Annotated in this window: 16 protein-coding genes and 2 pseudogenes; 17 read left to right on the top strand and 1 reads right to left on the bottom strand. The window is 68.1% G+C overall.

Annotation, left to right across the window (positions count from 1 at the left end; translation table 11 throughout):
* The first annotated feature begins 442 nt into the window (after positions 1–442).
* The 8 genes from Q344_RS0120195 to Q344_RS0120230 are packed head-to-tail and all read left to right on the top strand — an operon-like array spanning position 443 to position 8,508.
* Entirely contained in the window at positions 443–2,068 is a 1,626-nt protein-coding gene (locus Q344_RS0120195; protein ID WP_028288377.1) for a long-chain fatty acid--CoA ligase, read from the top strand.
* 13 nt (positions 2,069–2,081) lie between these two features.
* The gene (locus Q344_RS0120200) at positions 2,082–3,209 is read left to right on the top strand and encodes an acyl-CoA dehydrogenase family protein (protein ID WP_028288378.1); all 1,128 of its coding nucleotides are present in this window, start codon (positions 2,082–2,084) and stop codon (positions 3,207–3,209) included.
* Positions 3,210–3,221: 12 nt separating this feature from the next.
* Positions 3,222–4,001: an enoyl-CoA hydratase/isomerase family protein gene (locus Q344_RS0120205; RefSeq protein WP_028288379.1), complete on the top strand. Its 780-nt coding sequence runs from the start codon at positions 3,222–3,224 to the stop codon at positions 3,999–4,001.
* Complete coding sequence (locus tag Q344_RS0120210; RefSeq protein WP_036540150.1) at positions 4,001–5,164, top strand: acyl-CoA dehydrogenase family protein; 1,164 nt, start codon at positions 4,001–4,003, stop codon at positions 5,162–5,164. Before Q344_RS0120205 ends, Q344_RS0120210 begins: the two co-directional genes overlap by 1 nt.
* Positions 5,165–5,191: 27 nt before the next feature.
* Positions 5,192–5,965: an ABC transporter ATP-binding protein gene (locus Q344_RS0120215; protein ID WP_028288381.1), complete on the top strand. Its 774-nt coding sequence runs from the start codon at positions 5,192–5,194 to the stop codon at positions 5,963–5,965.
* Positions 5,955–6,665: an ABC transporter ATP-binding protein gene (locus Q344_RS0120220; RefSeq protein WP_028288382.1), complete on the top strand. Its 711-nt coding sequence runs from the start codon at positions 5,955–5,957 to the stop codon at positions 6,663–6,665. The genes Q344_RS0120215 and Q344_RS0120220 overlap by 11 nt, the downstream gene beginning before the upstream one ends.
* Before the next feature lie 2 nt (positions 6,666–6,667).
* Entirely contained in the window at positions 6,668–7,549 is an 882-nt protein-coding gene (locus tag Q344_RS0120225; RefSeq protein ID WP_028288383.1) for a branched-chain amino acid ABC transporter permease, read from the top strand.
* Positions 7,549–8,508: a branched-chain amino acid ABC transporter permease gene (locus Q344_RS0120230; RefSeq protein ID WP_036540152.1), complete on the top strand. Its 960-nt coding sequence runs from the start codon at positions 7,549–7,551 to the stop codon at positions 8,506–8,508. The genes Q344_RS0120225 and Q344_RS0120230 overlap by 1 nt, the downstream gene beginning before the upstream one ends.
* A 19-nt stretch (positions 8,509–8,527) precedes the next feature.
* Here Q344_RS0120230 and Q344_RS0120235 read toward each other — a convergent pair whose 3' ends face one another.
* Positions 8,528–9,307, bottom strand: coding sequence for an IclR family transcriptional regulator (locus Q344_RS0120235; RefSeq protein WP_028288385.1), 780 nt, complete (start codon positions 9,305–9,307; stop codon positions 8,528–8,530).
* A 259-nt stretch (positions 9,308–9,566) separates the two neighbouring features.
* Between Q344_RS0120235 and Q344_RS0120240 the strand changes: the two genes are divergently transcribed.
* The 9 genes and pseudogenes from Q344_RS0120240 (at position 9,567) to Q344_RS0120275 (ending at position 19,016) form a co-directional block, all read left to right on the top strand.
* On the top strand, positions 9,567–10,325 hold the full coding sequence (locus Q344_RS0120240; protein ID WP_028288386.1) for an SDR family NAD(P)-dependent oxidoreductase: 759 nt from the start codon (positions 9,567–9,569) through the stop codon (positions 10,323–10,325).
* Between the two features lie 58 nt (positions 10,326–10,383).
* A complete protein-coding gene (locus Q344_RS0120245; RefSeq protein ID WP_028288387.1) occupies positions 10,384–11,610 on the top strand; it encodes an ABC transporter substrate-binding protein in 1,227 nt (408 codons plus the stop codon).
* A 60-nt stretch (positions 11,611–11,670) separates the two neighbouring features.
* Positions 11,671–12,552, top strand: coding sequence for an SMP-30/gluconolactonase/LRE family protein (locus Q344_RS0120250; protein WP_229669239.1), 882 nt, complete (start codon positions 11,671–11,673; stop codon positions 12,550–12,552).
* Positions 12,545–14,662: an acetate--CoA ligase family protein gene (locus Q344_RS0120255; RefSeq protein ID WP_051630916.1), complete on the top strand. Its 2,118-nt coding sequence runs from the start codon at positions 12,545–12,547 to the stop codon at positions 14,660–14,662. The genes Q344_RS0120250 and Q344_RS0120255 overlap by 8 nt, the downstream gene beginning before the upstream one ends.
* On the top strand, positions 14,655–15,179 hold the full coding sequence (locus Q344_RS0120260) for a nuclear transport factor 2 family protein (protein WP_028288390.1): 525 nt from the start codon (positions 14,655–14,657) through the stop codon (positions 15,177–15,179). The genes Q344_RS0120255 and Q344_RS0120260 overlap by 8 nt, the downstream gene beginning before the upstream one ends.
* Positions 15,180–15,216: 37 nt before the next feature.
* Entirely contained in the window at positions 15,217–15,741 is a 525-nt protein-coding gene (locus Q344_RS0120265) for a flavin reductase family protein (protein WP_169739210.1), read from the top strand.
* A 5-nt stretch (positions 15,742–15,746) separates the two neighbouring features.
* Positions 15,747–16,409, top strand: a pseudogene (locus Q344_RS26760) (SDR family oxidoreductase); the annotation flags it as partial.
* A gap of 60 nt (positions 16,410–16,469) precedes the next feature.
* Positions 16,470–17,341 (top strand): annotated as a pseudogene (locus tag Q344_RS26765) (SDR family oxidoreductase).
* A 37-nt stretch (positions 17,342–17,378) separates the two neighbouring features.
* Complete coding sequence (locus tag Q344_RS0120275; RefSeq protein ID WP_028288392.1) at positions 17,379–19,016, top strand: flavin-containing monooxygenase; 1,638 nt, start codon at positions 17,379–17,381, stop codon at positions 19,014–19,016.
* Positions 19,017–19,054: the final 38 nt, after the last annotated feature.

Below are 19,054 nucleotides of genomic sequence, written 5' to 3' on the forward strand. Positions count from 1 at the left end.
AGGAGCATTTCCGCCGGACACTGCTGCTCTCGGGCGGCGATTTCGGCGCCTTCCTGTCGAGCGGCATCGCCCAGGTCTGCCTCGGCGCCTCGGCGCTGCTGGTCCTCTACGGGCTCTACCTCTCCTGGACCGAACGCAAGCGCCTCGCGGCCGGGAAGGCGGCGGCGCGCGGCTGATCGCAACAGGCGCGGCGAATCGTCGGGGCCGGCCCTTCCAGGGGCCGGCCCCGCACCGTTTTCGCCCGACGCTTTTTCGCGTCAGGGATGGAAGAGTTTCACAGCTGTGAAGATCGTGCCCTGCAAACCCGCTGACGACGGGGTCAGGATTTCACAGCTGTGAAAGTGGAAAACACATTTGGGTTTCCTTTGACACAAACTCCGATCCGTAGCGTCATCGCCGCACCGGGCGGAATGGAGGCCGCCCGACAAGGGAGGAGGACCCGATGCGTGGCCTGATGCAGGACCGCCCGCTGCTGATCTCATCGCTGATCGAGCACGCGAGCCGCTACCATTCCGAAGCCGAGATCGTCACCCGGACCTGCGAGGGGCCGGTGGTGCGCCACAGCTACGCCGGCATCGCGGACCGGGCGAAGAAGATCGCGCAGGCGCTGCTCGACCTCGGAGTGCGGCCGGGCGACCGCGTGGCGACCCTGGCCTGGAACACGCACCGACATCTTGAACTCTACTTCGCGGTCTCCGGCATCGGCGCGGTGCTGCACACGGTGAATCCGCGGCTTTTTCCGGACCAGATTTCCTACATCCTCAACCATGCCGAGGCGCGGGTCCTGATGTTCGACATCACCTTCGCGGGGCTCGTGACCGAGCTGGGCGACGGGCTGCACAGCGTCGAGACGAGGATCGCGATGACCGACGCGGCCCACATGGCAGAGATGCCCGCGGCTAGCCTCTGCTACGAAACGATCCTCGGGGCGCAGGACGCAACCTATGACTGGCCCGACTTCGACGAAACGGCGGCCTCCTCGCTCTGCTACACTTCGGGCACGACGGGCAATCCGAAGGGCGTGCTCTATTCGCACCGGTCCACGCTGCTGCATTCGATGATGCTCTGCCAGGTCGACGGGATGGCGCTGTCGTCGCGCGACAGCACGCTGCTCTGCGTGCCGCTCTTCCACGTGAACGGATGGGGCATCCCCTATGCCTCGGCGATGTGCGGCGCGAAGCTGGTCCTGCCGGGCCCGAACCTCGACGGGGCGAGCCTCTACGAGCTGGCCGCGACCGAGGGCTGCACCTTCTCGCTGGGCGTGCCGACCGTGTGGTTCGGTTTCCTCGACCACGCCGAGACGCGCGATCCCGAGACCGAGCTCTCGCTCGAGCGGGTGATCGTCGGCGGGTCCTCCGCGCCCCGGGCCCTGATGCGGCGGCTGAGCGCGATCGGTGTCCACGGCTTCCAGGCCTGGGGCATGAGCGAGACGAGCCCGGTGGCCACGGTGGGCAACCTGCTGCCGAAGCACGCCGCGCTCGACGACGACGCGCGGGTCGAGATGCAATGCGTCGGCGGCCGCCCGGTCTTCGGGGTCGAGCTGCGGCACATCGACGACGACGGTGCGCTCGTCCCGATGGACGGCAGGACGCCGGGCGAGCTGCAGATCCGGGGCCACTGGGTGACCTCGGGCTATTACGGGCAGGCGGGCACCGGCCCGGATGCCGAGGGCTGGTTCGACACCGGCGACATCGCGACGCTCGACGGCGACGGCTACGTGCGCATCACCGACCGGTCCAAGGACGTCATCAAGTCCGGCGGCGAGTGGATCTCGTCAATCGACCTCGAGAACGCCGCCATGGCCCATCCGGACGTGGCCGAGGCGGCAGTGATCGGGCTGTCCCATCCGAAATGGCAGGAGCGTCCGCTGCTGATCGTCGTCCTGCGCAAGGGCGCCTCGCCCGATCCCGCGGGCCTGCGCGACTTCCTCGCCGGGTATGTCGCGAAATGGTGGCTGCCGGACGACATCGCCTATGTCGATGCGATCCCGCACACGGCCACGGGGAAAATCCAGAAAACCGAGCTCCGCAAGCAGTTTGCGGACCATTTCCTGCCGGAAACGGCCTGACGGAGACGACAAGATGACCGGTCTGATACTTGACGACGAAGATGGCGGGCTGGCCCTGCTGCATGATAGCGTGGCGGGCTTCGCGGCCCGGCATCCGGGGCCCGCGGCCTTCCGCAAGCGCCGCGCGGCGGGCGCCGACCTCGACCGCGACACATGGGCGAAGATGGCCGAAGCCGGGTGGCTGGGCCTGATGCTGCCCGAGGAGCTCGGCGGCGCCGGGCTGGGCCTGCCCGAACAGGCGGTGCTGAGCGAGGCGCTCGGCCGCGCGCTCGTGACGGAACCGCTGGCGCAGCTCAGCGTCTTCGCGGGCATGCTGCTGGCCGGCGCCAACGCGGGCACGGAACGCGCGCGTCTTGCCGAAGGGCTGATTGCCGGAAGCGTCATCGCCGCCCCGGCCTGGCAGGGCCGGAAAGGTGCCCCCGCGCCGGTCGAGGCCAGGGTCTCGGGCGACGGGATCACCCTCTCCGGCCGGGTGGAGTTCGTCTCGGCGGCGCAATCGGCCACTGATTTCCTGGTGCTCGCGCGCTCGGGCGGCGAGGACATTCTGCTGAGCGTGCCGGCCGATGCCGCCGGTGTGACGGTCGACGCGCATCCGACGCTCGACGGCACGATGCTCGCCGCGGTCAGCTTCGACGGCACCCGCGTCGCGGCCGACCGGCAGCTTGCGGGCGGCAACAGCGTCGGCACGGCGCTGGACCGGGCAATCGCGGTCACCCGCCTGATGCTCGCCGCCGAGATGGCCGGGATCGCCACGCGCGCGATCGAGGAAACCGCGGCCTACACCATCGAGCGGGTGCAGTTCGGCAAGCGCATCGCCTCTTTCCAGGTGGTCCAGCACCGGTTGGTCGACATGTGGGCCGATGCCGAGTTCGCCAATGCCGCCGTGGTCCACGCCGTGGAGACCTGCGCGGAAGGGCAGGGGCTTCCCGCCGACCTCGCGGTTCTCGCCGCCAAGGCGCGGGCCGGGGATGCCGCCGTCTCGATCACCCGCCGGGCGATCCACCTGCACGGGGCCATGGGCTTCACCGACGATTGCGACATCGGCCTCTTCATGAAGCGGGCCGTCGCCCTGAACGCAACCCTCGGCCAGCCGGAAGAGCTGCGCCTGCAATTCGTGGCGCGCGAACGCGTCGCCGCTTGAAAGGACCATGACATGAAGAATGAGCTGATCAAGACGAAGATCGAGGATCACATCGCGGTCGTCACGCTGGACGCGCCGCCGGTGAACGCCCAGTCGAAGGAATTCATGGAAGAGCTGATCGCGGTCTTCGACGAGCTCAACCATAAGAAGGGCGTGCGCTGCGTCGTGCTGACCGGCAACGGCAAGTGCTTCTCGGCCGGGGCCGACATCAAGGGCCGCGCCAAACAGAGCGAATGGGAACCGGGCGACATCAACCGCCACCTGCGCCGGGCGCGCGAGGTCGGGTTCGTCATCATGGAGATGAACATCCCCGTCATCGCCGCCGTGAACGGCCCGGCGCTCGGCGCGGGCATGGGGCTGGCGATCTGCTCGGACATCATCGTGGCCTCGACCAGGGCGGTTTTCGGCCTGCCCGAGATCGACATCGGCCTGATGGGTGGCGTGCGCCACACGATGCGGGTCTTCCCGGTGGGCCTTACACGGCGGATGGTGCTGACCGGCTACCGCGTCCCGGCCGAAGAGCTCTACCGCCGCGGCCTGATCGAGGCCTGCGTCGAGCCGGAAGAGTTGATGGACACCGCCATGGAAATGGCGCGCAACATGGCCTCCAAGTCGCCGACCGCGATCAAGCTCGCCAAGCGGGCGCTGAACACGGTCGAGACGATGGGCCTCAAGGACGGCTACCGGTTCGAGCAGAACCTGACCGTCGAGATGACCGGGCATGCCGACAGCAAGGAGGCGATGGCCGCCTTCCTCGAAAAGCGCCCGGCCGTGTTCTCGGACGAAGTGTGATGGCCGAGCAGCAGGACTGGAACGCCCTCAGCGACGCGGACTTCCGGGCGATCTTCCGGAGCTGGGTGGAAGAGAACCTGCCGCCCGAGCTGCGCTTCATGCGCAAGCAGCGTCCGGTCTTCGAAGAGGTCGCCGAGTGGTATCACCGTCTGGCCGAGAAGGGCTGGCTCTCGCCGGTCTGGCCGCAGGAATACGGCGGCATGGGCCTCGATGCGGGCAAGCACATCGTCTATGTCGAGGAATGGGCCCGGCTTGGCTGCCCGCGCATTCCCGACCACGGCATCGGCCTGACCGGCCCGCTTCTGATCCGCTACGGCACGGACGCGCAGAATGACTTCTTCCTGCCGAAGATCCTCTCGGGGGAGCATGTCTGGTGCCAGGGCTATTCCGAGCCGAACGCGGGTTCGGACCTTGCCAGCCTGAAGACCGCCGCCGTGCGGGACGGGGACGACTTCATCGTCAACGGCCAGAAGATCTGGACCACGCTGGCCCATTGCGCGAACTGGATCCTGCTGCTCGCGCGGACCAGCAGCGACGGCCCGAAGCGGCAGAACGGCATCACCGTGCTGCTGGTCGACATGACCGACCCGGGCGTCACCGTGCGCCCGATCCCGAACCTGCGGCAGGAGACGGACTTCTGCGAGGTCTTCTTCGACAATGTCCGTGTGCCCGCCGCCAACGTGGTGGGCGAGGTCGATCAGGGCTGGGCGCTGGCCAAGGCGGTGCTGGGGCACGAGCGCATCTTCCTCGGTGCGCCCTCGCGCCCCGAATACGCGATCAAGCGGCTTGAACGGCTGGCCAAGGACCGGGGCGCCTTCGACGATCCCGGTTTCGTCGCGCGCTATGCCAAGCTCAGGCTCGACCTCTACGACCTCGGCTCCGCCTTCGAACGGTTCGCGCGGGTGCTGCGGGCGGGCGGTGACCTTGGTCCCGATGTCTCGGTGCTGAAAATCTTCTGCTCGGAACTCTACCAGCGGATCACCGAGGAGATGCTGACCGTGGCGGGTGAGGAAGCCCGCTTCTGGGACGATCTGCAGACGGCGGAGGGCGAGGTCGACGCGATGAACCTCTACCTCGACAGCCGGGCGCCGGCGATCTTCGGCGGGTCCAATGAAATCCAGCGCGGTGTTCTCGCGAAAGGCGTGCTCGGCCTGCCGTCCTGAGGGGCGCGGCCGGAAGGGAGGGGAGAGATGGCGAACACAACCGGACCGGACTACGCGCTCGAGGCGCGGGGGATCGGCAAGCAGTTCGGATCGTTCTGGGCGGTCAAGGACGTGCACCTCAGGATCCCGCGCGGATCGATCCACGCCCTGATCGGGCCGAACGGGGCGGGCAAGACGACCTGTTTCAACCTCCTGACCAAGACGCTCCAACCCTCGACCGGGCAGATCATCCTGAACGGCGAGGACATCTCGGGGCTGCGCACGAGCGACGTCGCGAAGCGCGGGATGGTCCGGTCGTTCCAGATCTCGGCGATCTTCGCCGACATGACGGTGCTCGAGAACGTCCGCGTCGCGCTGCAATCGGCGCATGGCAGGGCGTTCCGCTTCCTCAGCCCGATCTCGTCGATCCGCGGCCTCGACACGAGGGCGCGGGAATTGCTGGCGGATGTGGGGCTCGCGGATGCCGAGACGGCAAAGGCTGCCGATCTCTCCTATGGCAAGAAGCGCGCCCTCGAGATCGCGACGACGCTGGCACTCGATCCGCAGGTGATGTTGCTGGACGAACCGACCGCCGGCATGGGCCACGAGGATATCGAGCCGATCACCCAGCTGATCCGCAAGGTCTCGGCCGGGCGCACGATCGTGATCGTGGAGCACAACCTCTCGGTCGTTTCGACCCTCTCGGACCGGATCACGGTGCTGCAGGCGGGGCAGGTGCTGATGGAAGGCACCTATCCGGAGGTCTCGGCCGACGAGCGCGTCATCGCCGCCTACATGGGAGGGGTCGAGGATGCCCACTGACACCGCATTGCTCGAGGTGACGGACCTGCGTGCCTGGTACGCCGAAAGCCAGGCGCTGCAGGGGATCGGCTTCAGGGTCAACCCGGGCGAGCTGGTCACGCTGATCGGCCGCAACGGCGCCGGCAAGACCACCACGCTGCGGTCGATCATGGGGATCGTGAAGAACCGCAAGGGCTCCATCCGCTTCGAAGGGAATGAGCTGATCGGCAAGCGCACATACCAGATCGCGCGACAGGGCATCGCCTATTGCCCCGAGGAACGCGGCATCTTCGCCTCGCTCTCGGTGCGCGAGAACCTGTCGCTGCCGCCGACGCTGAAATCCGGCGGCATGAGCGAGGATGCCCTGTTCGAGACCTTCCCGAACCTCAGGGCCCGCGCGTCGAGCCGGGGGACGCAGCTGTCGGGCGGCGAGCAGCAGATGCTCGCCATCGCCCGCATCCTGCGGAACGGCTGCCGGTTCCTGCTGCTCGACGAACCCTCCGAGGGCCTTGCCCCGGTGGTCGTGAAGGAGATCGGCGCGCAGATCCGCCGGCTCAAGGCGCAGGGCTACACGATCCTGCTGGTCGAGCAGAACCTGAACTTCGCCCGGTCGGTCGCCGATCGGCATGTCGTGATCGAACACGGCACGGTCGTGGACCAGCTCACCAACGACGAGCTGTCGGCCGACCTCAACCGCGTCAAGACCTACCTGGGAGTGTGAGCATGTTCGACGGGATCACGCCGCAGCTGCTCTTCGGACAGCTTCTGATCGGGGTCATCAACGGCTCCTTCTACGCGATGCTGGCCATGGGGCTGGCGATCATCTTCGGGCTCATGCACGTGGTGAACTTCGCGCACGGGGCGCAGTACATGCTGGGCGCCTTCGTCGCCTGGCTGCTGCTCACCCACCTCGGCATCCCCTATTGGGGGGCGCTGTTCATCGCGCCGGTTGTGGTGGCGATCTTCGGCATCGTCATGGAGCGATTGCTGCTGAAGCCGATCGCCAACCTCGACCACCTATATTCGCTGCTGGTGACCTATGCCGCGACGCTGGTGATCGAGGGGCTGATCCGCCAGCAATACGGCTCCACTGGCTTGCCCTACAACTCGCCGCTGCCGGGTGGGGTGAACCTCGGGTTCATGTTCATGCCGTGGTACCGGCTCTGGGTCGTCGTCTTCTCGGTCGTGACCTGCCTCGGGACCTGGCTGTTAATCGAGCACACGAAGCTCGGCTCCTACCTGCGGGCGGCCAATGAATCGCCCGAGATCGTCGAGAGCTTCGGCATCAACGTGCCCCGCATGATGACGCTCACCTACGGTTTCGGCGTCGGCCTGGCCGGGCTGTCGGGTGTTCTGGCCGCGCCGGTCTACCAGGTCTCGCCCTCCATGGGCTCGGGGCTGATGATCACCATCTTCGCGGTGGTGGTGATCGGCGGCATGGGCTCGATCATCGGGGCGATCCTCACCGGCTATCTGCTGGGCATCGTCGAGGGGCTGACCAAGGTCTTCTACCCCGAGGGCGCGGGCCTGGTGATCTTCTTCATCATGCTGCTGGCGCTGATCTTCCGGCCCAGCGGGCTGTTTTCCGGAACGGAGAAATCGTGATGCGCATCGCCCTGATCCTGCTTGGCGTCGCGGCGGCGCTGATCGCCCCGTTCTTCGTCTACCCGGTGCTGCTGATGACGATACTTTGCTTCGTCGTCTTCGCCACCTCGTTCAACCTGCTCCTCGGCTACGTCGGGCTGCTCTGCTTCGGGCAGGCGATGTTCCTGGGGCTCTCGGCCTACGTCACCGGCCACATCCTGAAGACCACCGACCTGTCGCTCGAGATCGCGATCCTGGCGGGCGCCCTCGTCTCGGCGGTGCTCGGCGCCTTCGTGGGCTTCGTTGCGGTCCGGCGCTCGGGCATCCAGTTCGCGATGATTACCTTCGCCTTCGCGCAGTTCGTCTACTTCCTGCTGCTCCGGTCCGAGTTCACCGGCGGCGAGAACGGGATGCAGGGGATCCCCCGCTCGGAGCTGTTCGGGATCTTCGACGTGTCGGACACGCTCACCTTCTATTACGTGATCCTCGGGATGACCGCGCTCGCGATCCTGCTGGCCTACCGGGTGATCCATTCGCCCTACGGCGAGATCCTGAAGGCGATCCGCGACAACGAACCCCGGGTGGAATCCCTGGGCTTCAAGCCCGAACGGTTCAAGATCCTCGCCATGAGCATCTCGGCCGGGATCGCGGGTTTCGCGGGCGGGATGAAGGCGGCGGTCTACGGGTTCGCCACGCTCACCGACGTGTCCTGGACCGTCTCGGGCGAGGTTATTCTGATGACCCTGCTCGGCGGGCTCGGCACGCTGACCGGCCCGATGGTCGGAGCCGGGATTGTCATCGTCATGAACGACGAACTGGCGCAGTTCGGCGAATGGGCCCTGATCGCGCAGGGGATCATCCTGATCCTCGTGATCCTGTTCTTCCGCCGCGGTGTGGTCGGCGAGGCGGGGGCTTTCTTCCGCCGCCGCCAGGCCCGGGCGAAGGACGCCCCGGCCGGCAAGCCGCGGGAAGCGGAATAAGGCGATGCGGTCCGCGGCGTCAAAGCTCGATCTGGACCGGGTGGCCGAAATCGGGATCGGTGCGCACCGAGCGGACCGCATTGCGCAGCGCCTGCAGGTAGCGGTCGTGGTTCCTGCGGAACCGGTCCGCCACGCCGCCGAGCGCCAGCGCGATCGGCTGGCCCTGCACCAGGACCGGCAGGATCATCGCGAAGGTGGCGCCGCCCTCGAAGGGGGTGTCCTCGACATAGCCGTAGCCGAGGCGGCGGATTTCGGCGACCTTCTCGGTCACGTCCGAAAGCTTCACCCGGTCCGAGGCCTTGGGCGTTGCGATGTTGGCCCGGCGCACCGTGTTCTCCAGCTTGTCGGGCGGAAGCGTGGCCAGCAGCACGAGGCCCGCGATCGACTTGGTGATCGGCCGGATCGTGCCCTCCTCGATGTGGAAGCGCAGGGCGTGGATCGATTCCTTGGTCTGGATGTACTGGAGGTAGACGTCGTTCTTGGCCCCCAGGAAGATGCCCTCGCCGGTCGCGGCGTGCAGGTCGTGCATCGCGTCGATCACCTGCCCCGACCCGAACAGCGCCTTTGGGATCCAGTCGCCCAGGCCCGTGACCTTGGTGGTCGGGAAGTAGACCCGCGCGCGCCGGTCGTAGTTCAGGTAGCCCAGCTTAACGAGCGTCTTCAGCAGGACCGTTGTGCTCGACAGCGGATAGCCGAGACCGGCGGCCAGTTCGGACATCGACCGCGGCTGACGGCTGAGCCGGAAGTAGTCCAGGATCTCGAAGGCTCGGGCAGCCGATTTGACTTTCTCGTCACTCATGAGGGCCTCCTCTCCCGCACGACTTTCAACTATGTGAAAGTGTCCTACACATATCCAAAAGATTTGGCCCCCACAACACGCCGTGTGACACTGGGACCAAGCCGAGGAGGGAGTCGTTCAGGAGAGGACGCGCGCCACCGCAGGAGGAGAGACCGGGACCGCCCGAGAGCCGGGCGGCCCCACCGGACAACCGGAATTCGGACGACGGACAGAGACCCGGAGGCGGGCGCGCGGCGCTTTCTCCGGCAAGGGAGGACGCATGGGCGGACGGCTTGAAGGCAAGGTGGCACTGGTGACCGGAGGCGGCCGCGGCATCGGGCGCGCAATCTGCGAGGCCTATGCCCGCGAAGGCGCGGCGGTCGGCGTGCTGGACCTGCGGCCGGACGTCGCCGAACCGGCGGCCGACGCCATCCGCGAGGCGGGCGGGAAGGCCGTGGCGCTGACCGGAAACGTCGCCAATCGCGACGAGGTCTTCGCTGCCGCCGAGGCTCTGAAATCCGAATTCGGTCCGGTCACCCTGCTGGTCAACAATGCCATGTGGAACCGCTACGGCCCGCTGGAAGAACAGGACGAGACCGCCATCGGGCGGATGATCGACGTCGGTTTCAAGGGCGTGATCTGGGGCTATCAGGCCGTCATCCCGCAGATGCGCGCGGCGGGGCAGGGGGCGATCGTCAACATCGCCTCGCCCTCGGCCGTGATCGCGATGAAGCACGGGATCATGTACAGCGCGATCAAGGCCGCCGTGGCCGCCGCAACCCGCTCGGGCGCGGCCGAGTTCGGCCCCGACAACATCCGCGTCAATGCCATCGCCCCGGGTCCCACGCAGACCGACGGCGCGATGCGCGTGGTCACCGAGGACGGCTGGGAACGGCGGCGCGAGCGCATCCCGATCCGGCGGCTCGGCCAGCCCGAGGACATGGCCAACGCGGCCGTGTTCCTCGCCTCGGAAGAGGCCTCGTTCATCACCGGCGACATGCTCTTTGTCGACGGGGGCATCACCTACGCGTTCTCGTGACGCGCCGGTAGCACAGGGGGCGGCCTGAGGAGGACCACCCCATTCCAGGGAGGAAGACATGAAATACCTCAAGACTCCGGGCCGCCTGGCCACCCTGCTTGCCGCGACCGCACTGGGCGCGCCGCAGGTCCATGCCGAGATCTCGGACAACGTCATCAAGATCGGCGTGATGAACGACCAGTCCGGCCCCTACGCGGACAATTGCGGCGCCGGCTCGGTCGCTTCGGTCAAGCTCGCCATCGAGGATCACGGCGGCTCGGTCAACGGCACCCCGGTCGAGGTCCTGATCGCGGACGACCAGAACAAGCCCGACATCGGCGTTGCCCAGGCCCTGAAATGGGTCGAGAGCGAAGGCGTCGACGCGATCGTCGGCTGCTCGGCCTCGTCCATCGCACTGGCTGTCCAGGACGTGATGAAGGAAAACGAAAAGCCCTACCTGATCGCCGGCACCGCGTCCTCGGACACGACTAACGCGAAATGCTCGCCCTTCGGCACGAACTGGGCCTATGACACCTACACGCTCGCCAAGGGCTCGGTCATGGCGCAGCTCGAGCAGGGGCTCGACACCTGGTACTTCATCACCGTCGATTACACCTTCGGCAAGCAGTGGCAGGACGACGCCACCCGCTTCATCGAGGAAAACGGCGGCACGGTGATGGGCTCGGTCCTGCATCCGCTGGGCGCCACCGATTTCTCGTCGCAGCTGCTGCAGGCCCAGGCTTCGGGCGCGAAGGTGATCGGGATCGCGAACGCCGGGTCGGACCTTGCCAACGTCATCAAGCAGGCGCGGGAATTCGGCATCGCTGAATCGGGCCAGAAGCTCGCCCCGCTCGGCATGCAGGTGAACAACGTGCACGGCATCGGGCTCGAGGCGATGCAGGGGCTGATCGCCTCGGCACCGGCCTACTGGGACGAAAACGACGAGACCCGCGCCTATACCGAGCGCTACACGGCGATGCTGGGCAGCGACCGCAAGCCCAACGAATCCCAGACCGTCACCTATTCCGCGGTGAACCATTACCTCAAGGCCGTCGAGGCCGCCGGGTCCGACGCGGGCCCCGCGGTGATGGCCGCCATGCGCGAGATGCCGGTGAACGACGTCTTCACCCATGATGCGACGATCCGCGAGGACGGTGTGGTGCTGCGCGACATGCTGCAGGTGCAGGTGAAGACCCCCGAGGACTCCCAGTACCCGTGGGATTACTACAAGATCCTTGGTACGCTCCCGGCCGAGGATGTGTGGCGTCCGATGTCGGAGAGCGAATGCTCTCTCGTTTCCAAGTGACGCCGTGACGGTGCGGCCCGGTTCCGCCGGGCCGCACCCCACCCCATCCGAGACCACGTCATGACCATCACCGTCACCGCGACCCGCATCTCGCCGTCGCCCGACATGCTGGGCGAAAGCCCGATCTGGGACGACCGCCTTGGCCGGCTCTACTGGGTCGACGGCGTCTCCTGCCTGGTGCGCTACCTCGACTATGCGACCGACAGGGTCGGCGAGGTGAAAGTGCCCTCGATCATCGGCTCGCTGGCGCTCTGCCAGGAGTCCGGGCGGCTGATCGTGGGGCTCGCGGACGGGATCTACCTGCTCTCCATCGCCGACGGCACGCTCGAGCCGGTCTATGTCCCCGAGCCCGTGAACGAGCGGGTGCGGTTCAACGACGGCAAGGTCGACCGGCAGGGCCGGTTCCTCTGCGGCACGATGGGTGTCTTCGCCGAGCCCGAGGGCACGCTGATCCGCGTCTCCGGGGACGGTGAGGCCGAATGCCTCGCGACCGGCATCCGGATCTCGAACTCCGTCTGTTTCAGCCCGTCAGGCGACACGTTCTACTTTGCCGACAGCCTCGACCGGGCGATCCGCGCCTACCATTATTCCCCCGAGCGCGAACCCCTGACCGAGCCGCGCATTCATGTCGACACGCGGCCCTACCATTCCGGCCCCGACGGGGCGACGGTGGATTCCGAGGGCTGCATCTGGGTCTCGCTGGTGCAGGCCGGCAAGATCGGCCGCTTCACACCCGAGGGCAAGCTCGACCGGCTGGTCGAAGCCCCCGTGGACATGCCGAGCTGCGTCACCTTCGGCGGACCCGACATGTCGATCCTCTTCATGACCACGATCAAGGATTCCGGCTCGGGGCGCGCGATCTCGCGCCATCCCTACGGCGGCTATCTCTTCGCCCTCGAAGGGCTCGGGGTCACAGGCATACCGGAGCCGCTCTATGGCTGACACGCTGCACACGACCGACGCCTTCGCCAGCCTGCTCGCCCCCCGCAGTGTCGCGGTAATCGGTGCCTCGGACGACGTCACCCGGATCGGCGGACGCCCCCTGCGCTACATGCGCGAGGGCGGTTTCGCGGGCCGGATCTTCCCGGTGAACCCGAAGCGCGAGACGGTGCAGGGGCTTCCCGCGTTCGCGGACGTGGCCGCGCTGCCCGAGGTGCCCGACACCGCCATCCTCGCGCTGCCCGCGGCCGCAACGCTGGCCGCGGTCGAGGCCTGCGTGGCGAAGGGCCTGCGTTCGGCCGTCGTCTTCTCGGCGGGCTTCGCGGAGACCGGGGCAGAGGGCGTGGCGCTGCAGGCCCGCATCGCCGCCGTGGCGCGGGAGGGTGGTCTGCGGCTGCTCGGGCCGAACTGCCTCGGCGTGATGAACCCGGGGGCGGGCTGGTACGGCACCTTCTCGGTCGTGCTGGACGGCGAACTGATGCAGAGCGGCCCGGTCGGAATCGTGTCGCAGAGCGGCGCCTACGGCTCGCACCTGGCGCATCTGGCGCGGGCGCGCGGCATGGGCATCAGCCAGTGGGTGACCACCGGCAACGAGATGGACATCTCTCTGGCCGAGGCGCTGGAGCATGTCATCGCCCGGCCCGAGACGAAGGTCGTCATGGCCTATGCGGAAGGCATCCACGACGGCGACCGTTTCCGCGCTGCGCTGGAAACCGCGCGCGAGCTCGGCAAGGCGGTGATCTTCACCAAGACGGGCCGCACCGACGTGGGCGCGAAGGCCGCGGCCTCGCACACCGCCGCGCTTGCCGGATCAGACGCGGTCTTCGACGCGGTGCTCCGGCAATACGGCGTCCACCGCGCGCTGACGACGCCCGAACAGCTCGACGTCGCCTATGCCGCGGCGCGCGGGCACTACCCTGAAAGCGAACGGGTCGGCATCTTCACCATGTCGGGCGGCTTCGGCATCCAGCTCGCCGACGATTGCGCGGCGGCGGGGCTCGACGTCGCGCCCATGCCCGAGGATGCGCAGGCGGAGCTGAAGGCGATGCTGCCCTATGCCTCTCCCGTGAACCCGGTGGACGCGACGGCGCAGGCGGTCAGCGACATGTCGATCCTCACCGCCTACGTGAAAGCGATGATGGAGCGCGGCGGCTACGACATGTTCTCGGCCATCCTCGGCACCGGCCCGGCAAGCCGCAGTTTCGCCTCGCCGCTGCTGGCCGCGCTGAAGGCCGGGCTCGACGGGCACGACGACCGGATCCGCGGTCTGACGATGTCGGCGCCCCGCGACGTGGTGGCGGAATACGAGGCCGAGGGCTTCCTGGTCTACGAGGACGGCGCGGCGCTGGCCAATGCCTTCGGCGCGCTCGCGAGGTTCCGGAAGGGGTTTGCCCGCGCGGACGCGGCCCTGGCGCCCGCGCCCCGGGTGGACCTGCCCGCGGGCCCTGTCAGCGAGGCGGCGGCGAAGGTGATCCTCGGGCGGGCGGGCATCCGCTTCCCCGGTGAGCGTCTGGCCCGGACCGGGGAGGAGGCGGCGGTGGCCGCGGCGGCCGTCGGCTTCCCGGCGGTGCTGAAAATCTGCTCGCCCGACATCCTCCACAAGACTGAGGTCGGCGGTGTCGCTCTGGACATCCGCACCGCGCAGGCGGCGCGGGAGGCGACCGAGGCCATGCTGGCCCGCGTCGCCGAGGCCTGCCCCGATGCCCGGATCGAGGGCGTGCTGGTCGCGCCTATGATCGGCGGCGGGGTCGAGACCATCGTGGGCGTGCATGACGATCCCGGCTTCGGGCCGGTGGTGATGTTCGGCCTGGGCGGCATCTTCGTCGAGGTGCTGAAGGACGTGACCTTCCGCGCCGCGCCCTTCGGCGTGGAAGAGGCGCACAGGATGATCCGCGAGATCCGCGGCTTCCCGCTGCTCGAGGGCGCCCGCGGCGCGCAGCCCGCGGACGTGGATGCGCTCGCCCGGCTGCTGTCGGACCTGTCGCGCTTCGCCGCGGCCCATGCCGACCGGATCGCGGGGATCGACCTCAACCCGGTGCGGGTGATGCCCGAGGGCGAGGGGGTCGTGGCGCTCGATGCGCTGCTGGTGATGAAGGAGGAAGACCATGGATGACCGCCTGCAGGAGCTTCTGGACCGCGAGGCGATCCGCGACTGCATCCACCGCTATTGTCGGGGGATCGATCGGGCCGACGAGGCCGCGCTGCTGTCGTCCTACTGGCCCGAGGCCTACGACAACCACGGCGCCTATGCCGGTCCCGTTTCGGGGTTCTTCGAACAGGTTCGCGCCGCTTGGGCGCGGGGCCCGCGCAACATCCACAACGTCGGGAACGTGCTGATCGAGTTCCGCGACGGCCGGCAGGCGGCGGTCGAGACCTATTTCCTCGCCCTCCAGCGCGGCACCGGGCCGGACGGGGTGGAGCGGCAGGTGATGCTCGCCGGGCGCTATTGCGACCTCTTCGAGAAACGCGGCGAGGAATGGCGCGTGCTGAGCCGGACGGTCGTCTACGACTGGGTCGACCATCAGGACCTCCCGCAGGAGAGCGAGGCCGGGCGCTTCGGCCCGCGCACCCCGATCGGCGGCACCTTCCCCGACGACCCGGTCTACGCCATCGGACGGACGAAAGGCTGAGGCCCGTCCGGGCCCGGCAGCACGAATGGGAGACGAAGTGACAGGCAGCGCTACACCGCAACCGCCGGAGGCGGGCGGCACGATTTCGGCCGAAGAATACACCCTCGCGATGCGGCGGGTGGTCTCTCCGGTCGCCGTCATCACCGCCGCCCATGGCGGAGAGCGCAACGGGCTGACGGCCACCGCGATCTGCTCGGCCACGACGGAACCGCCGACGGTTCTGGTCTGCATCAACCGCGAGGCCAGTGCGCTGCGGCTCGTCGACGGGGCCGGGAGTTTCGCGGTGAACTTCCTGAGCGAGACGCAATCCGACATCGCTCGCGCCTTCTCGACCCGCGGGTTGGCGGGCGAGACGCGGCTGCGGCTCGGGTCCTGGACGACGCTGGTGACCGGGGTGCCGGTCCTGACCGGCGCGGTCAGCACCTTCGATTGCGTGGTGGCCGAATCCATCCCCGTCGGGACTCACCAGATTCTTCTGGGCCGGGTCGTCGGCGTCACCAGCGGCGAGGACAGCGCGCTGCTCTACCGCGACGGGTTCTTCCGCCGCGTGGCACCGGAGTGATCGACATGACCAGACGCACCACCCTCATTACCGGCGCGGCAGGCGGCATCGGCCGCGGGCTCGTGGCGCAATTCGCGGCGCGCGGCGACCGGGTGCTGGCGGTGGACCTGCCAGGGACCGGACTGGACGAGGTCGTAACGGCTCTCGGCGGCGACCACCTCGCGCTGCCCTGCGACCTGTCAGACGCGGCGCAGGTCGCGGCGCTTTTCGCAAAGGTGGACGGGCTGGGCCATGGCCTTGACGTACTGGTGAACAACGCGGCGATCGGGCCGACCATGCGCCCGACCATCGAGACCGGAACCGACGAACTCCGCGCGGCCCTGCGCACCAACCTGCTCGCCCCGTTCACGCTGGCGCGCGAGGCGGCGGCCCGGATGGGCCGGGGCGGGGCCATCGTCAACACGGTCTCGCTGGGCGGCATGATCTCGAACCCCGCCCGAAACGCCTATGCCGCATCGAAGGCGGCGCTGATCTCGTTAACGAAATCGCTCGCCTGCGAATGGGCCGCCAAAGGCATCCGGGTCACCGCCGTCGCGCCGGGCTATGTCCGCACGCCGATGGTCGGCGTGCTCGAGGAGAGCGGCAAGGTGGACCTCGGCCTCGTGCGCAGGCGGATCCCGATGGGACGGCTGGCGCGCGGCGACGAGATCGCGGCGGCCATCGGCTTCCTCGCCTCGCCCGAGGCGCGCTATGTCACCGGCTCGGTGCTGGTGGTCGACGGCGGCTGGATGTCCTTCAACCAGCCGGGCGACGCGCATCCTCCGGTCGACGGCGTGCCCGAGGCGGAGCTGACGCGCCCCGAGGCCGCGAAGACCCGGCGCAACGTGCTCGTCACCGGGGCCGCCAAGGGCATCGGCGCGGCGATCGCCGCCCGCTTCGCGGCCGAGGGCGAGCGGGTGATCCTGGCGGACCGCGACGCGACCGCGCTGAACGAGACGGCGGCGGCGCTTGGCGGCGACCACATCGCCATCGAGATGGACCTGGCCGAGGATGCCTCGATCGCGGCGGCCTTCGCCCGGATCGCGGCAGAAGCCGGCGGGATCGACGTGCTGGTCAACAACGCGGCCATCGCCGACACGTTCAAGCCTGTGGCCGAGCAGACCGCTGCGGACCTCGAACGCGTTCTGGAGATCAACCTTGCGGGCGCGTTCTCCTGCACCCGCGAGGCGCTGAAGCTGATGCCGGAGGGGGGGGCGCGGTCGTCAACCTCGGCTCCATCAACACCTTCCTGCCCTTCGCCCCGCGCCATGCCTACGGCGCATCCAAGGCCGCCGTCGACATGCTGACCCGCTGCATGGCGGCCGAACTGGGGCCCAGGGGCATCCGCACCGCCACCGTGGCGCCGGGCTACATCCGGACCTTGGGCGTTGCCGACCTCGAGGCCCGGGGCCTGATCGACATCGACGCGATCCGCCGCCGGATCCCGATGGGCGAGCTTGGCCGCCCGGACGACATCGCGGCGGCCGTGCAGTTCCTGGCCTCCCCGGCCGCCAGCTACGTGAACGGCGCGATCCTCTACGTCGACGGCGGCTGGACCTCTTTCGGCAACGCCGGGGACGCCTTCGATATGGCCGCCGCAGCGGCCGAGAGCGCGGCATGATCCGCGCCCCCCAACCCATCACCAGCGAGGTGCCAAAATGAGCGATACGCAGAAAACCAGCCCGACCCGGCTCGACATGATCGTCGTGGGCGCGGGGTTCGGCGGCATGTACGCCGTCTACAAGTTCCGCGAGATGGGCTACAACGTCCTCGGGATCGAGGCGGGCGACAACGTGGGCGGCGTCTGGTACTGGAACCGCTACCCCGGGGCGCGCTGCGACCTGATGTCGGTCGATTATTCCTACGGCTTCTCGGAAGAGGTCCAGCAGGAATGGTCCTGGTCCGAGCAGTTCGCGGCTCAGCCCGAGATCCTCGCCTATGCCAATTTCGTGGCCGACCGGCTCGACCTGCGGAAGAATTTCCGCTTCGAGACCCGCGTCACCAGCGCGATCTGGGACGACGGCGCACAGCTCTGGCGGGCGACGACAGACCAGGGCGAAGTGCTGGAGGCGCCGTTCTGCATCATGGCGACCGGACCGCTATCCGTGCCGAAGGACCCGGACATCCCCGGCATCGACCGCTTCAAGGGAGAACTCTACCGGGCGCAGAAATGGCCGCATGAAGAGGTCAGCTTCGCCGGCAAGCGGGTCGGGATCATCGGCACGGGCTCGTCCGGTATCCAGATCGTGCAGGAGGTCGGGCGCAAGGCGGGCGAGCTCTTCGTCTTCCAGCGGACGCCCAGCTGGACTCTGCCGATGCGCAACCATGACCTCAGCGACGATTACATCGCCGAGATGAAGAAGCATTACCCCGCCATGCGCGAGGCGATGCGGATGAACCCCACGGGCGGCACGCGCCCGATCTCGACCCGGCCGTATTTCTCGCTGCCGCCGTCGCAGCGGCAGGACGTGATGGAACATGCCTGGCAGGACGGCGGGCATACCTTCCTCGCCTGCTTCTCGGACCTTCTGTCGAACGAGGAGGCGAATGACCAGGTGGCCGATTTCGTCCGCGGCAAGATCGGCGAGATCGTCGAGGACCCGAAGACCGCCGAGGCGCTCAAGCCCCGTGGCTACCCGATCTTCGCGCGGCGCCCCTGCCTCGATACCGAGTATTACGAGACCTACAACCTGCCCAACGTGCACCTTGTGGACTGCCTGGAACACGGGATCGTAGAGATCACGGAAACAGGCGTCCGGACCGAAGCCGGGGAGACCGAGCTCGACGTCCTGATCTTCGCCACCGGGTATGACGCGCTGACCGGCGCTCTGCTGGCCTTCGACGTGCGGGGCCGGGACGGGCGGCGTCTGAAGGACAAGTGGAAGGACGGCCCGCGCTCGTATCTCGGGATGCTGGTCGAAGGCTTCCCTAACATGATCTCGATCAGCGGCCCGAACGGGCCCGCGGCGCTCGCCAACCTGATCACCATCGCCGAGAACGACGTCGACTGGGCCGCCGCCCTGGTCACGCACATGAAGGAGAAGGGCCTGACCTCGTGTGAGGTGACGCAGGAGGCCGAGGACCGCTGGATGGCGACCGTCGAGGCCTACGCGTCGAAGTCGCTGATCCGCAAGGCCAACACCTGGTGGGTCGGGTCGAACGTGAAGGGCAAGCCGACCGGCCTGACCATGTTCGTCGGCGGCTTCAACCGCTACCGCGAGCATTGCGAGGCGGCGAAGACCACGGGCTTCGCGGACCTGAGTTTCGAGGCGGCGCGGGAGACGACGGAGGCCTGACCGGTCTCCACTTCGGCAAAAAGCTCAGCCCCGGGTCG

It is taken from the genome of Pseudooceanicola nanhaiensis DSM 18065 (genome assembly GCF_000688295.1).
GTDB lineage: Bacteria > Pseudomonadota > Alphaproteobacteria > Rhodobacterales > Rhodobacteraceae > Pseudooceanicola > Pseudooceanicola nanhaiensis.

Bases quoted from the DNA above. Each gene is read 5' to 3' on its own strand.
- Q344_RS0120275 (WP_028288392.1), top strand. From the start codon at position 17,379: ATGAGCGATACGCAGAAAACCAGCCCGACCCGGCTCGACATGATCGTC.
- Q344_RS0120215 (WP_028288381.1), top strand. From the start codon at position 5,192: ATGGCGAACACAACCGGACCGGACTACGCGCTCGAGGCGCGGGGGATC.
- Q344_RS0120195 (WP_028288377.1), top strand. From the start codon at position 443: ATGCGTGGCCTGATGCAGGACCGCCCGCTGCTGATCTCATCGCTGATC.
- Q344_RS0120255 (WP_051630916.1), top strand. From the start codon at position 12,545: ATGGCTGACACGCTGCACACGACCGACGCCTTCGCCAGCCTGCTCGCC.
- Q344_RS0120235 (WP_028288385.1), bottom strand. From the start codon at position 9,307: ATGAGTGACGAGAAAGTCAAATCGGCTGCCCGAGCCTTCGAGATCCTG.
- Q344_RS0120205 (WP_028288379.1), top strand. From the start codon at position 3,222: ATGAAGAATGAGCTGATCAAGACGAAGATCGAGGATCACATCGCGGTC.
- Q344_RS0120245 (WP_028288387.1), top strand. From the start codon at position 10,384: ATGAAATACCTCAAGACTCCGGGCCGCCTGGCCACCCTGCTTGCCGCG.
- Q344_RS0120225 (WP_028288383.1), top strand. From the start codon at position 6,668: ATGTTCGACGGGATCACGCCGCAGCTGCTCTTCGGACAGCTTCTGATC.
- Q344_RS0120210 (WP_036540150.1), top strand. From the start codon at position 4,001: ATGGCCGAGCAGCAGGACTGGAACGCCCTCAGCGACGCGGACTTCCGG.
- Q344_RS0120250 (WP_229669239.1), top strand. From the start codon at position 11,671: ATGACCATCACCGTCACCGCGACCCGCATCTCGCCGTCGCCCGACATG.
- Q344_RS0120220 (WP_028288382.1), top strand. From the start codon at position 5,955: ATGCCCACTGACACCGCATTGCTCGAGGTGACGGACCTGCGTGCCTGG.
- Q344_RS0120200 (WP_028288378.1), top strand. From the start codon at position 2,082: ATGACCGGTCTGATACTTGACGACGAAGATGGCGGGCTGGCCCTGCTG.
- Q344_RS0120240 (WP_028288386.1), top strand. From the start codon at position 9,567: ATGGGCGGACGGCTTGAAGGCAAGGTGGCACTGGTGACCGGAGGCGGC.
- Q344_RS0120260 (WP_028288390.1), top strand. From the start codon at position 14,655: ATGGATGACCGCCTGCAGGAGCTTCTGGACCGCGAGGCGATCCGCGAC.
- Q344_RS0120230 (WP_036540152.1), top strand. From the start codon at position 7,549: ATGCGCATCGCCCTGATCCTGCTTGGCGTCGCGGCGGCGCTGATCGCC.